The sequence below is a fragment of the Variovorax sp. MHTC-1 genome, assembly GCF_003984645.1.
GTDB lineage: Bacteria > Pseudomonadota > Gammaproteobacteria > Burkholderiales > Burkholderiaceae_C > Variovorax.
Genome location: NZ_RWKI01000007.1, coordinates 1 through 13,627 on the forward strand (window position 1 = coordinate 1; position 13,627 = coordinate 13,627).

Here is a 13,627-nt window from a genome sequence, read left to right on the forward strand (position 1 = left end):
TGGGCACTCGCTGCTCGCGACCCAGCTGGCCTCGCGAATCAGGAAGTCCTGGCGCCGGGAGCTCTCTCTCAGGAAGGTCTTCGAGCACCCGGTGCTCCATCGGCTGGCGGCGACGCTCCAGGTGCATGGCATGCCGGCGCGCTCGGGACCCGTGTTCGCACCCGCGGGCCGCCATGGAGATCGCAGGCCCTTGTCACATGCCCAGCAGCGCTTGTGGTTCCTCTGGAAGCTGGAACCGGCCAGCGCGGCCTTCAATATTCCTGCGGCCTTCAGCCTGAAAGGCAGGCTCGATCCCGAGGCCTTGCGTTTCGCATTCCAGCAGCTGGTCGAGCGCCACGAAGTCCTGAGAACGGTCTTTCGTGAGGAAGACGGGCAGGGCTGGCAAAGCATCCAGGACGCCTTCGTTCCCGAGGAGTCCATCATCGACTTCGCTGCCGTGCAGGAGGCGCTGCAAGGCGATCGCGTGCAGCAACTCGTCGATGACCAGACGCGCCAGCCCTTCGACCTGGAACGCGGCCCCTTGCTGCGGATCAGCCTGATCCGCCTGGCAGCGGATTCGCATCTCATGGTGGTGGTCATGCACCACATCGTGACCGACGGCTGGTCCATCAGGCTGATGATGAGCGAGTTCGTGCGCTCGTACGCGGCCAGGCTGGACGGACGAACGCCGGAGCTGCCGGCGCTCGGAATCCAGTACGCCGACTTCGCGGCGGAGCAACGCCGCTGGCTGGACGCTGGGGAAATGGAGCGGCAGCTGGCCTATTGGAAAGGCAAGCTCGCGGGTGTCGCGCCCTTGGTGCTGCCGCCCGACAAGCCGATGCCCGCGCGGCGCATGCATCCGGGCGGCGCCGCCAGCCTCTCGCTCGATGCCCGCGCGACCGCGGCGTTGAGGAAGCTGGCACAGGCGCACGACGCGACACCGTTCATGGTCCTGTTGGCGGTCTTCGCGATCGTGGCTTCCGAGCGCTCCGGCCAGTCGGCCTTCTTCGTCGGGACCGACACGGCCAACCGCAACCGCGAGGAAACCGAAGCGCTGGTCGGCTTCTTCGTCAACCAGCTGGCCCTCGCCATCGACTGCGCGGCAACGCTGTCGCTGTCCGAGCTGCTGGCGCAGGTGCGCAGCACCGTGGCGGATGCGTCCGATCACCAGGACCTCCCTTTCGATCGCCTGGTGGAATCCATTCGCGTGGGCAGGCGCAGCGGCCGCGCACCGCTGTTCCAGGTCAAGGTGATCTACCAGGAAGATGCCGGCGCGTCCTTCGTCCTTCCCGGGCTCGAGGTGGCAGACCATCCCGTCGGCGCGAAGGAGGCGGAGCTCGACCTGATCGTCGCATTCATCGCCGCCGAGGACCACGTCGAGGTCTCCCTCAAGTACGACCGCGAGGTTTTCGAGGACAGCAGCATCGAGAGCCTCGGCCAGGAGATGGTCGCGGTGCTGCGCGCATGCGTGGCCGATCCCTCGGCGCGCATCGGGGCACTTCGCGCCGTGGCGGCAAACGTGCAGAGCGCCGCGAGCGCCAGGACGGCACACGAACGCACGCGGCGACTGGCCGGGCTGCGCTCAGCGCTGAAGCCGCGAACCGCGCCCTTGGCACGGCAGCCATCGCAATCATGAATCGACAAGGAGCAAGCATCGTGAACATCACCACAAGCAGGCCGAAGATCGGCGGCGTGCGGCGCCAGACCCTGTCCGGCACCAGCCCGGAGCTGGTGCGCTGGAGCCGCATGTTCGAGTCCGGAGAATTGCCCGCGCTGTGCGAGCCCGAGGTCGCCGGGGTCCGCTTTCCGGAGTGGGCTGCGCAGCATCAGGAAGAGATCCATCGCCGCCTTCTCGCGCACGGCGCGATCCTGTTCCGCGGCTTCGCAGTGACGAGCGCGGAGGACTTCAATCGCTGCATCGATGGCGTCTCGGGCGGCGCGCTGGAATACAAGTTCCGGGCATCGCCGCGAACGCAGATCCAGAAGGACCTGAACGTCTACACATCCACCGACTACCCGGCCCAGGAGAGCATCTTTCCGCACAACGAGCATTCGTACTCGCCGATCTTCCCGCTGCATCTCTTCCTGTACTGCGACACGCCGGCGCTGACGGGCGGCGAGACGCCCATCGGCAGCACCCGGCTGCTGCTGAGCCGCATTCGTGCGGATGTTCGCGAAGCTTTCGAGCGCAAGAAGATCATGTACGTGCGCAACTACGGCGAAGGCTTCGGCCTGCCGTGGCAGACCGTGTTCCAGACCACCGACCGCAGCACGGTCGAGAGCTACTGCCGCGGCGTGGGAATCCAGGTGGAATGGAAAGGCGGCGACCGATTGCGCACGCGCCAGGTCGGCCCGGCCCTGATGCGTCACCCGAAGACGGGCGAGGCCGTATGGTTCAACCACGGCACCTTCTTCCACGAACTCACGCTGCCGGCGGTGGTGCGCAGCCAGCTGCGCAGCGAGTTCGCCTCCGAGGAGCTGCCGCAGAACACCTTCTACGGCGACGGCTCGCCCATCGAGCCCGAATTCGTCGAGCACCTGCAGGCCGAGTACCAGGGCGTGATGGTCCAGTTCCCCTGGCGGAAGGGAGACGTGCTGATGCTCGACAACATGCTGGCCCTGCATGGCCGCGGACCGTTCAGCGGGCCGCGCCGCGTGATGGTCGCGATGGCGCAGGCCTGCAGCAGCGCCGAGCTGGCGATGGGAGAAGCCGCATGACGGCGCAGAACGAAATTCTCGAAGGCTACCGGCTGTCCTCCCAGCAGTGCGGCGTGCATGTGCCGCATCCACTCGCATCTGGGCAGCAGGCCGTCCCGGTGACCGCGGTGCTGGTCGAAGGGCCGGCGCCGGGCAGCGTGCGGCCGGAGGCACTGCGCCGCGCGCTCGAGCGGCGGATCGAGCAGCACGAGATCCTGCGCACCGTGTACCGGCCGGTCGCGGGCCTCGACTATCCCCTGCAGTACGTGATGCCGCGGCTGGCGCCCGCATGGACTGTGCTCGACGGCGCGATCGAGGACGACGCCTTGATGAACGCGGCGCGTGCCGCCGTCCACCCGCAGGACGGCCCCGTGCTGAGTGCCGTGCTGGCCGTGGCTCCGGAAGGAGGGCTGCGATGGGCGCTTGCCGCACCCGGCTACGGCCTGGACGCCGTCGCCATCCAGGAGCTCGTGGCCTCCTGCCTTCAGGCCTGCGCCGCAGGCGAGGCGCCGCCGGCCGGCGAGGACGAAGTGCTGCAGTACCCAGACTACGCGGCCTGGCAGCGCGAGTTGTTCGCCGGCGAGCTGGGGCAGGAAGGCGCGCGCTTCTGGCAAGCGCAGGCCGGGCCGGCCTTGCGCCTGCCCTTCGAGACCCAAGGGACCGGAGGCCGCGGTTCCTCGCAGACGCTGGCACTGGACCCCGTGGCGGCCCGCGCCGTCTCCGGCCTCGGCCGACGCATGGACCTGCCCGTCGAGTCGATCCTGGCAGGCCTGTGGACAGGCTTCATGGCGCGGATCGCGCAGACCGACGGCCTGTTCTTCGATTGGCATTGCAGCGCGAAGGCCGACGAGTTGAAGGGTGCGCTGGGCTGCTTCGTCAACCGGCTGCCGGTGTCGGTGAAGATCGATGCCGAAGCGCCCGTCGATGCGCTGGTTCGCTCGGTGGCCGATCAGCTGCGGGACGCTGCGTCCTGGCACGAGTGCTTCGACAGCGCGAGCTTCCTCGACGGCCTGGCGCGCGAAGGCCGGCGCAAGCAAGGCCTGGCGTTCGCTCATCTGCGCCTGCTCGACCTGCCCGGCGGCTGGGTCTGCAGGCGCGTCGATGCACCCGCGGACGGCGCACGCCTGCGCTGCGAGTGCATCGAAGCCCAAGACCGGTGGATGCTGCGCTGGACGGCGACCGATGCCCATGCGCCCGAGACGATCGCCACATGGATGCGCCAGTTCGCGACGCTGCTCGCGAACGTGCAGACGGATCCCACCCTGCCATGGCGCCGCAGGTCCGTGCTGGGCGTTGCGGAACGCGCCCGGATCCTCGGCCACGCCGCCCGGCCTTGCATCGCCCCGCGCACCGACACCTTGCACCGGCTCTTCGAGGCGCAGGCCGAGCGCGATCCGGACGCCGTCGCGCTGGTCTGCGGCGAAGAGCGGCTGAGCTATAGCGAGCTCGATGCGCGTGCCGATCGCCTCGCTCACCGGTTGCGGGCACGCGGCGCCGGCATCGAGCAGGTCATCGGCGTTCACCTGGGCCGCTCGGTCCACGCGATCGCCGCCATGCTGGCAGTGATGAAGACCGGCGCCGCCTATGCGCCGCTCGATCCGGCCTACCCGGCGGAGCGGATCGCGCTGATGGTGGCGGATGCGCAGATCTCGACCGTCATCGCGCAGAGTGCGGAACGTCCACAGTTGAGCGGCCTCGACGTGGACGTGGTGTGCGTCGACGACGAGTCCGGAAAGGCGGATGCCGGCGTCGCATCGCGGCCCGTGGTGGCCGGCGGCAACCTGGCCTACTTGATCTACACCTCGGGTACGACGGGCCGGCCCAAGGGCGTGATGGTCAGCCATGCCAATGCAGTGGCCTCCACCGTCGCCCGGTCCACCTTCTACCGCGAGCGCGCTTCGCGCTTCCTGCTGCTATCCCCGTTCTCGTTCGACAGTTCGGTGGCCGGCATCTTCTGGACCCTGGGGCAGGGCGGAACGCTGTACCTGCCGACCGAAGACGCCCATCGCGATGCGGCGCGGATCGCGGGCCTGATCGGCCGCCACGGCATCTCGCATGTGCTGACGCTGCCTTCGTTCTACAAGCAGATCCTGGAAGGGCTGGATGAAGGCAGCAGCCTGCGCTGCGCCGTTGTGGCGGGCGAGGCCTGTCACGCCGACGTGGTGGAGATGCACCAGCGCCGCGTGCCTGCTGCCGCGCTGGTGAACGAGTACGGCCCCACGGAGGGAACCGTCTGGTCCAACGCATTCCGGATCGAAACGCCGGCCTTCGAAGGCCAGCGCATTCCCATCGGGCGTGCCATTCCCTCGATGCGCGGCTACGTGCTCGACGAGGAGCTGGAACTGTGTCCCATCGGGATGCCGGGCGAGTGGTACATCGGCGGCGATGGCATCACGCGCGGCTACTGCGCGCGGCCCGGCCTGACGGCGCAGCGCTTCGTCGCCGATCCCTTCGCGTCCGGCGAGCGGCTCTATCGCAGCGGAGACCGGGTGCGGCAGCGGCCCGACGGAGAGATCGAATACCTGGGCCGGATGGACAGCCAGGTCAAGCTGCGCGGGCATCGCATCGAACTGGGCGAGATCGAGGAGGGCCTGCTCGCCCATGAACGGGTGCGCGAGGCCGTTGCCCTGGTGCATGACGACACGGACCTCGGCCAGCGGCTGCTGGCTTGCGTTGCGGCCGATACCGAAGGGGAAGCCGATGCCGGCGCCTTGCGCGAATCGCTGGAGTCGCACCTGCGCCGCCGCCTGCCCGCGTTCATGGTGCCGGCGCGCTTCGTCGTGGTGTCCCGCTTCCCGGCCATGCCCAACGGCAAGATCGACCGCCAGGCCTTGCTGGCCTTGAGCGACGCGGGCCCGCGCCCGGCCTTCGTCGCGCCCCGCAACGAGGTCGAACGCACCCTGGCGGAGATCTGGGAGGCCGTGCTCAAGGTGGAGCAGGTGGGTCTGGACGACAACTTCTTCGATCTGGGCGGGCATTCGCTGCTGGCCACGCAGGTCACGGCCCGGATCCGGCAGCGGCTGTCGGCCGACCTGCCGCTGCGCGAGCTGTTCGACGTGGCCACCCTGAGCGAGCTGGCTGCGCGCGTGCAGGCGCACATCGATGCGGGAAAGGACGAGGTCGCGCTGATGGAAGACCTGCTGGCCGATGCGGAGGCGGGCCGGTGACGAATGCGGGCACATTGACGCGCGCGCAGACCGAGTCCATCGCGCGCCGCCTGTTTTCTCTCGAGCCCGAAGCGCGCCGCGCGGTGCTGCGCAAGATGATCGACCAAGGCTTGAACCCGGGCCGGCTGCCGATTCTCGCGGGCCGGCGTCAGGCGGCCGATGCGCTGTCCTACGCGCAGGCGCGCCAGTGGTTCCTGTGGCAGCTGGAGCCCGAGGGCACGGCGTACCACGTCACGGGCGCGCTGAGGCTTAAGGGCGAGCTGGACGAGACCGCCTTGCGCAGCAGCTTCGAAGCACTGGTGGTGCGCCACGAGGCACTGCGCACGGTGTTCCGCGCGAACGCCGAAGGCATGGCCGAGCAGATCGTGCAGGAAGCCATCGAACTCGACCTGCCGCTGATCGACTTGCGCCTTGCCGATGGCGCCGAACGCGAAGCGCGAGCGTTGCGGGAAGCAAGGCGCTTGAGCCAGATGCCCTTCGATCTGGGTACCGGCCCGCTGCTGCGCGCGGCGCTGATCCGCATGTCCGTGGACGAGCACATCCTGGTGGTGGTGATGCACCACATCGTCTCCGACGGCTGGTCGATGCGGCTGGTGGTGGACGAGTTCGTGGCGCAGTACCGCGCACGCGTGTTGGGCGGACAAGTGCAGCAAGCGCCGCTGCCCATCCAGTACGCCGACTATGCCGCCTGGCAGCGGGAATGGCTGGAGGCCGGCGAACAGGAGCGGCAGCTGCGCTACTGGAAGGCACAGCTCGGCGGCGAGCATCCCGTGCTGCAAATGCCCACCGACCATGCAAGGCAGCCCGAGGGACGCTACCGTGCCGGCAAGCACAGCATCGAGCTGCCGCCCGACCTCGTGCAGGGCCTCGCCCGGCGAGCGCAGGCGCATGGCGCGACCCTCTTCATGGTGCTGCTGGCCGGTTGGCAGGCGCTGCTGCACCGCTACACCGGCCAGGCCGACATCCGCGTGGGCGTGCCCATCGCCAACCGCCACCGGGTGGAGACCGAGGGCGTGGTGGGCCTGTTCGTCAACACACAGGTGCTGCGCGGCGTGGTCAATGGGCGCATGAGCCTCGCGCAACTCCTTCAACAGGCCAAGGAAGCCGCCCTGGGCGCACAAGCGCACCAGGACCTGCCCTTCGAGCAGCTGGTGGAGGCCCTGCAGCCGGAGCGCAGCCTGAGCCACAGCCCGCTGTTCCAGGTGATGTACAACCACCAGCGGGAAGACTACCGTGCGCTGGCGCAGTTGCCCGGACTCACGCTGCAGAGCTACGCGCTGGGCGAGCAGGCGGCGCAGTTCGAGCTGTCGCTGGACACCGACGAACACCCCGATGGTCGGATCGACGCCGCCTTGACGTACGCGGTGGAGCTGTTCGAGGCGAGCACCATCGAGCGGCTGGGCATGCACTACCTGGCGATGCTGAAAGTGCTGGCCGATGCGCCGCAGCGGGCGGTGGGCGATATCGATCTGCTCCATGAATCCGAGCATCGGCAGCTTCTGCAGTGGGGCGTGAACGATCAGCGCTATCCCTATGCGCAGCCGGTGCACCGCTTGATCGAGCAGCAGGTGCGCAAGAGCCCGGACGCCTCGGCACTCGTCTTCGGCGATGCGCAGCTGAGCTACGCCGAACTCAACACCCGGGCCAACCGCCTGGCGCACCGCCTGATCAGGCAGGGCGTGGGTCCCGAGGTGCGGGTGGGCATTGCGCTGGAGCGCTCCCTCGAGATGGTGGTGGGCCTGCTGGCGATCCTGAAGGCCGGTGGCGCCTATGTGCCGCTGGACCCGGAATATCCGGCCGAGCGCCTGGCCTACATGGTGGGCGACAGCGCCATCGCGCTGCTGCTGACGCAGAGCCATCTGCGCCATCTTCAGCCCGAAGTGCCCACGCTCGAGATCGACACGCTGGACTTGAGCGACGAGCCCGACCACGACCCCGAGGGCGAGGTGCACGGCGACAACCTCGCCTATGCCATCTACACCTCAGGATCCACCGGAAGACCCAAGGGCGCAGCCAACCGCCATCGCTCGTTGTTCAACCGCCTGGCCTGGATGCAGAGCGCCTATGGACTCGGCCCGACCGACACCGTGCTGCAGAAGACCCCCTTCAGCTTCGACGTCTCGGTGTGGGAATTCTTCTGGCCGCTGATGCACGGCGCGCGCCTGGCCGTGGCACGGCCCGGCGACCATCGCGACCCGGCGCGCCTGGTCGCACTGATCCGCCAGCACGGGATCAGCACCATCCACTTCGTGCCCTCGATGCTGCAAGCCTTCCTGGCCCACGACGACATCGAGGCCTGCGTCAGCCTGAAGCGCATCGTGTGCAGCGGCGAGGCGCTGCCAGCGGAGCTGCAGAACCGGGTCTTCGAGCGCCTGCCGCAGGCGGGGCTCTACAACCTCTATGGCCCTACCGAAGCGGCGATCGATGTCACGCACTGGACCTGCAGGCCGGACGGCCTGAACCACGTCGCGATCGGGCAGCCCATTGCCCACACGCAGACCTGGGTGCTGGACGCCGCCCTGAAACAGGTGCCCGCGGGCACGCCGGGCGAGCTCTACCTCGGCGGTATCGGCCTGGCGCGCGGCTACCTCAACCGCGCCGGCCTGACGGCCGAACGCTTCGTGGCCGATCCCTTCGACGACATGGGCGCGAGGCTCTATCGCACCGGCGACCTGGTGCGCTGGAGGCGGGACGGGCAGTTGGAGTACCTGGGCCGCGTCGATCACCAGGTGAAGATCCGGGGCCTGCGCATCGAGCTCGGAGAGATCGAGGCGCAACTGCTGGCGCAGCCTGCCGTGAGGGAGGCGGTGGTGGTGGCGCAGGAGGGCCCGGCGGGGGCACGGCTGATCGCCTACGTCTCTGGGGCTGAACCCAATGTGAGCGAGCTGCGCAGACAGCTGGCGAAGAGCCTGCCGGAGTACATGGTGCCGGGCGCGATCGTGCTGCTGGAGACGCTGCCGCTCAATGCCAACGGCAAGGTGGACCGCAAGGCGCTGCCGGAGCCGGGGCCGGGCGGCGGCAGCGAGCAGGCCTACCAGGCACCGCGGGGTGAAGTGGAAGAGGCGCTCGCGGCGATCTGGGCCGAGCTGCTGGGCATCGAGCGCGTCGGGCGGCACGACAGCTTCTTCGAGCTCGGCGGGCATTCATTGCTCTTGCTGAAGCTCTTCAAGCGGGTTCAGCTTCGCTTCGGCGAAGACAAGATTGCATTGGCGGACTTCTTCAATTCTCCGGCGCTGCACCAGCAGGCAGCCCAAATCGAAGGACTGGGCCCGGCATCGGCCGACGTGGTCGTGCTCAACGCGGGAGGGTCGGGCGTTCCGCTCTACTGCTTCCCCGGCATCTATGGGAACGCGACCGAGTTCGCGGAGATCGCCAAGGCGGTCGGTGCCGATCGACCCGTGTATGGCTTCGTCTGCCACAGCCTGTCGTCCGACGAGCGTTGGGTGAACCGCAGCGTGGAGGCGCTCGCGGCACGGCACGCCCGCTTCATCGTCGAGACCGCGACGGCCGGCAGCTGCGCATTGCTCGGCTGGAGCTTCGGCGGCGATCTGGCGCACGAGACGGCGAGGCAACTGGAGGGCGTCCTGGATGTGCGCTTCGCCGGCGTCATCGATGTTTCCGAACTCGATGCCGGTGTCTATCGCGAGGCACAGGAGGCGGCGTCGTCCGCGGACCAGGACCCGGAGCGCTGGATCGCAGGCTCGCGCATGAAGACACATTGGGAAGGCCTGTTGGGCGCCATGCGGCAGGACGACAGGAACGCGGCCCTCGACCACCTGCGCCGGGTGGCGGCGTCGGTGCCCCGGGACGGCCCGGAGATCGGGTCGCGCGAGTACGACCTGTGGGTGGTGATGCGGCTGGCGTGGATGATGCGCAACCACAGCCGTCGGCGCGCGCGCGTGCCGCTCCATGTCTGGGCCGCCGAAGCCACGCTGAGGGATCGCCGCCTGGTCATGCGCCCGTGGGCATCCTTCACTGCCGTCGCTTCGAACCACGTGATCGCCGGCGTGACGCACAAGAGCATCCTCGGCCACCCGGAACTGCTGAACCGGCTCAAGAACCTCTTGAGCGAAGCCGATCCTGGAGGTAAGCGTGCCTGCGATGCGAATGGCTGGTCCGCTGGAGGACCTGCCGCGCCTTGCGCTTCTTCCACCAGATCCATGCACCCGTGATCGACAGCACCGTGACCACGACACCGAGCAGCGCGACGAGGACGCGGTAGAAAGTCCCGAAGACCCTGCCCGTGTGGAGAGCGCGCAGCCATTCGGACAGCACATTGCCGCGCGCGGCACTGCGCTCGAAATGCATGGCGATCGCCTGGCCGCTGCGGCCGTCGATCCAGATGTCCGAGGCCGCGCCGTGCTCGCGGATGTCGAGCGCCGTGTGCGATCGGTACAGGTACGCGCCCAATGCGGGCCGGTACCAGAGACTGCTTTCCGCACGGATCGCAAAGCCGCGGTCGGCGGCTTCGCGTTGCAGCAGGGCGCTGCCGATGGCACGGGCCTCGCGCCAGGCGATTCGGGGCTGGTAGTCTGGCTCGGCCAGGCGGCGGATCTCGGTGTCGTCGAAGCGGAACGCCAGGGACATCAGCGGTTGATAGACCACCGTTCTCAGGTTCAGCATCACGCTCGACCAGGCGAAGACCAGGAGCAGCAGCCAGCACCACAGGCCGAGGGACCGATGGAGGTCGAACATCCGTCTGAAGGCCGACGCGCCGCGCTTGATGGACCAGGCCGCCTTCCACTTGGCGAACAAGGGCGACCTGCCGGGCAGCGTGAGCACGAAGCCGATGAAGCAGTCCAGCGTCCACATCAGCGCGACCACGCCCATGAACAGCTTGCCCCACGGATGGGGCAGGGCGAGCGCTTCGTGAACACGCCAGATGAAGGGCACGATGTTCTCGCGCCGGAAGACACCGTCGTCGAGGAGCGCGCCCCATTTCCTGCCGCCCAGATAGTCGCCCGTGTACGGGTCGAAGAAGACCTCGTCCATGTCGAGCGCGGGAAGCCGAGCGTCTGCTGCGCCGGGACGCGGCCACAAGAAGAATTTCGCGGAGGCGCCGGGGCCCGGAAAGGGCAGGTAGTCGGCCCGCGCTTGCGGGAAACGGGCTTCGACCCGCTCGCGCAGGACGAACGGGTCGATCGCCGCAGCGCCGGGCCTGGCCTCGACGACGAAGAGCCGCGGGTTAATCAGCGCCTCGAGTTCGTCCTTGAAGGCCAGCAGGCTTCCGGTGAGTCCGGCCAGGCCCAGGAACAGGGCCGTGGCCAGTCCGATCCAGCGGTGCAGGCGAACGAATGCGTGGCGCATGCCGCGTGCCGGGGCTACCAGCGGTAGCTGACCGTGGCCGTCACCGTTCTCGGATCGCCGTAGCGGCATCCGTAGAAGTAGCACTCGCCCGAGATGTACGTCTTGTCGCTCAGGTTCTTGATGTTCAGCGCGTAGCTCATCGGACCGCGTTCGTAGCTCAGGCGCAGATCGACCAGCGTGAAGCCGGGAGTGGCCTTGCCGCCGTTGTAGTAGCCCGGATTGTCAGAGCTGTGGCGCACGCCGCCGCCGATGCGCCATCCCGGCAGGCCGAATTCACCCAGCCCGTAGTCTGCCCACAGCGAGAACAGGTGATAGGGCGCACGGAAGCGCGTGCCGAGTTCCTCGGGCGTGTTGCTCTGGGTGACGCGCGCGTCCGTGTAGCTGTAGGCCGCGATCAGGTTCAGGTTGCGCGTCAGGCTGGCCTTGGCTTCCAGTTCCAGGCCGCGGGAGCGGACCTCGCCGGTCTGGACGGAATTGCGGTTGTCTATCGGGTCGACGGTGATCACGTTCTGGCGCCGCAGGTCGTAGACGGCGGCGCTCAGCAGCATGTTGCTGTCCTTCGGCTGGTAGCGGATGCCGAACTCGTACTGCTCGCCCGTGGTCGGCTTGAAGCGGCTGCCCGCGCGATCGGAACCGCTCACCGGCTCGAAGGATTGGCTGAAGCTGGCATAGGGCGCCAGGCCGTTGTCCGCGAGGTACACGACGCCGGCGCGGCCGGTGAACGCATCGTCCTTGCGGTTGTCGCCGATGGGGTCCTGGCTCAGGTCCTTTTCCTTGCTGCGGACCCAGTCCTGGCGCCCGCCGAGCAGCAGCACCCAGCGGTCGGTGATCTTCATCTGGTCCTGGACGTAGACGCCGAAGCGCTCGTTCTCGCGCCTCGGGTTTTCGTCGCGGATGAAGGCGAGGGGCGCCTTGCCATAGACCGGCAGGAAAATGTCGATCGGGGCGAGCAGATCCAGCCGGCGATCGCTGTCGTACGTATCGCGGCTGTAGTCGAACCCGGCCAGGATCGTGTGGCGGACAGCGCCGGTCCCGAGCGTGTATTCCAGATGCGTGTCGGTGGTGGCCACGGTCGCACGGTCGTCGAAAGTCCAGCCCAGGCGGCTGCGGGTCCGATGGTCCGTCGGCTCGAAACCCAGGTCATACTGGTTGAAGAGGTCGCTCTTGAGGTAGCGGAAGCCGTGGTGCAGCTTCAGCGTGTCGGAGAAGGCGTGATCGAACTGCCAGCCGACGCTGGTCGTGTCGTTGTTGAAGTCGTTGCGGCTCGGTTCGCCGAGGAAGCGGTCGCGTGGCAGCTTGCCGTAGGGATTGGGAAGGAGCGTGCCCTCGGCCGGCAGCGCGCCCGAGCTGCTCGTGCGCATGCGCTGGTAGTTCGCCAGCAGCGTCAGCGAGGTGGCCGCCGAGGGGCGCCAGGTCAGTGCCGGCGCGATGTACACCCTGTCGTCGCGCGTGTAGTCCACGGGCGTGTCGCTGTCGCGCACGAGCGCCGTCAGCCGGTATGACCAGACGCCGTTCTCGTCCAGCGCGCCGCCGAAGTCGGCCGACGCCTGCTTGCGGTTGAAGCTGCCGTACTCCAGATTCAACTCGCGAAGCGGCGTCAGCGTGGGGCGCTTGCTCACCGAATTGATCAGACCGCCGGGCGCGACGGCGCCGTAGAGGACGGACGAGGCGCCCTTGATCACTTCAAGCCGTTCCAGCCCGTAAGGTTCCTGCTTGCCGCCGAAGATGGTCGTCATGTAGCGCATGCCGTCGCGGTAGAAGTTGCCGGACTCGGGCACGGACTCGAAGCCACGCAGCAGCAGCGAGTCCGAAGTGAGCGGATTGGCGTTCACCACCTGCGAGGCGACCCCCGCGGTGTAGCCGAGCGCATCCTGCAGCGACTGGGCCTTCTGCACTTGCATCTGATCGGCCGTGACCACCGAGATCGATTGCGGCGTTTCGATGATGGGCGTGTCGGTCTTGGTGCCCGTCGCGCTTCGCTTCGCTACATAGCCTGCGACCGGCCCGGTGGCGGACTCGCGATCGGCGGTGGCTGTAACCCGGATCTCCTGCAAAGTTGCGCCGGTGGCTGCTTCGGACGCGCGGCGGATGGCGAATCCACCGCTCGTGGTTCGGGTCGCCTCCAGGCGCGTCTCCGCCAGCATCGCAGCCAAGGCCTGTTCCACCGTCAAGCGCCCGCTGACGGCGCGCGAACTGACGCCGGCCAGCAGGTCGGCACCTGCGAACACCTGCGCGCCCGTTTGCCGCGATAGCTCGTTGAGCGCCGAAGCCAACGGCTGCGAAGGCACCTGGAGGTCGAACACCTGCGCCGGCGCTGGTGCGGCTGCCTGCGCCGCGCTCGGAATGCTCCAGGTGGCGAGGACGGACCCGAAGGTTGCGGCCAGGGTGGCGGCCAGCAGGCGTTGGCGTGGTCGATTGCGCATGAGATCGATGCTCCAGAGAGAAATGAATGAGAGTTATTCCCGATATAGGGCGCT

Annotated in this window: 5 protein-coding genes and 1 pseudogene; 4 read left to right on the forward strand and 2 right to left on the reverse strand. The window is 68.2% G+C overall.

The window, feature by feature from the left end; translation table 11 throughout:
* From EJI01_RS13675 to EJI01_RS13690, 4 genes and pseudogenes are all read left to right on the forward strand, one after another.
* On the forward strand, positions 1-1,615 hold a 1,615-nt coding region (locus EJI01_RS13675), incomplete at its 5' end, for a condensation domain-containing protein (RefSeq protein WP_260602449.1).
* Between the two features lie 20 nt (positions 1,616-1,635).
* Positions 1,636-2,697, forward strand: a complete 1,062-nt coding sequence (locus tag EJI01_RS13680) for a TauD/TfdA family dioxygenase (RefSeq protein ID WP_221885671.1) — start codon at positions 1,636-1,638, stop codon at positions 2,695-2,697.
* Positions 2,694-5,843, forward strand: coding sequence for a non-ribosomal peptide synthetase (locus tag EJI01_RS13685; protein WP_126837705.1), 3,150 nt, complete (start codon positions 2,694-2,696; stop codon positions 5,841-5,843). Before EJI01_RS13680 ends, EJI01_RS13685 begins: the two co-directional genes overlap by 4 nt.
* Positions 5,844-6,007: 164 nt before the next feature.
* Positions 6,008-10,015, forward strand: a pseudogene (locus EJI01_RS13690) (amino acid adenylation domain-containing protein); the annotation flags it as partial.
* Here EJI01_RS13690 and EJI01_RS13695 read toward each other — a convergent pair.
* Entirely contained in the window at positions 9,897-11,150 is a 1,254-nt protein-coding gene (locus EJI01_RS13695; protein ID WP_185878913.1) for a PepSY-associated TM helix domain-containing protein, read from the reverse strand. The pseudogene EJI01_RS13690 and the gene EJI01_RS13695 overlap by 119 nt on opposite strands.
* Before the next feature lie 14 nt (positions 11,151-11,164).
* A complete protein-coding gene (locus tag EJI01_RS13700) occupies positions 11,165-13,573 on the reverse strand; it encodes a TonB-dependent siderophore receptor (protein ID WP_126837707.1) in 2,409 nt (802 codons plus the stop codon).
* Positions 13,574-13,627: the final 54 nt, after the last annotated feature.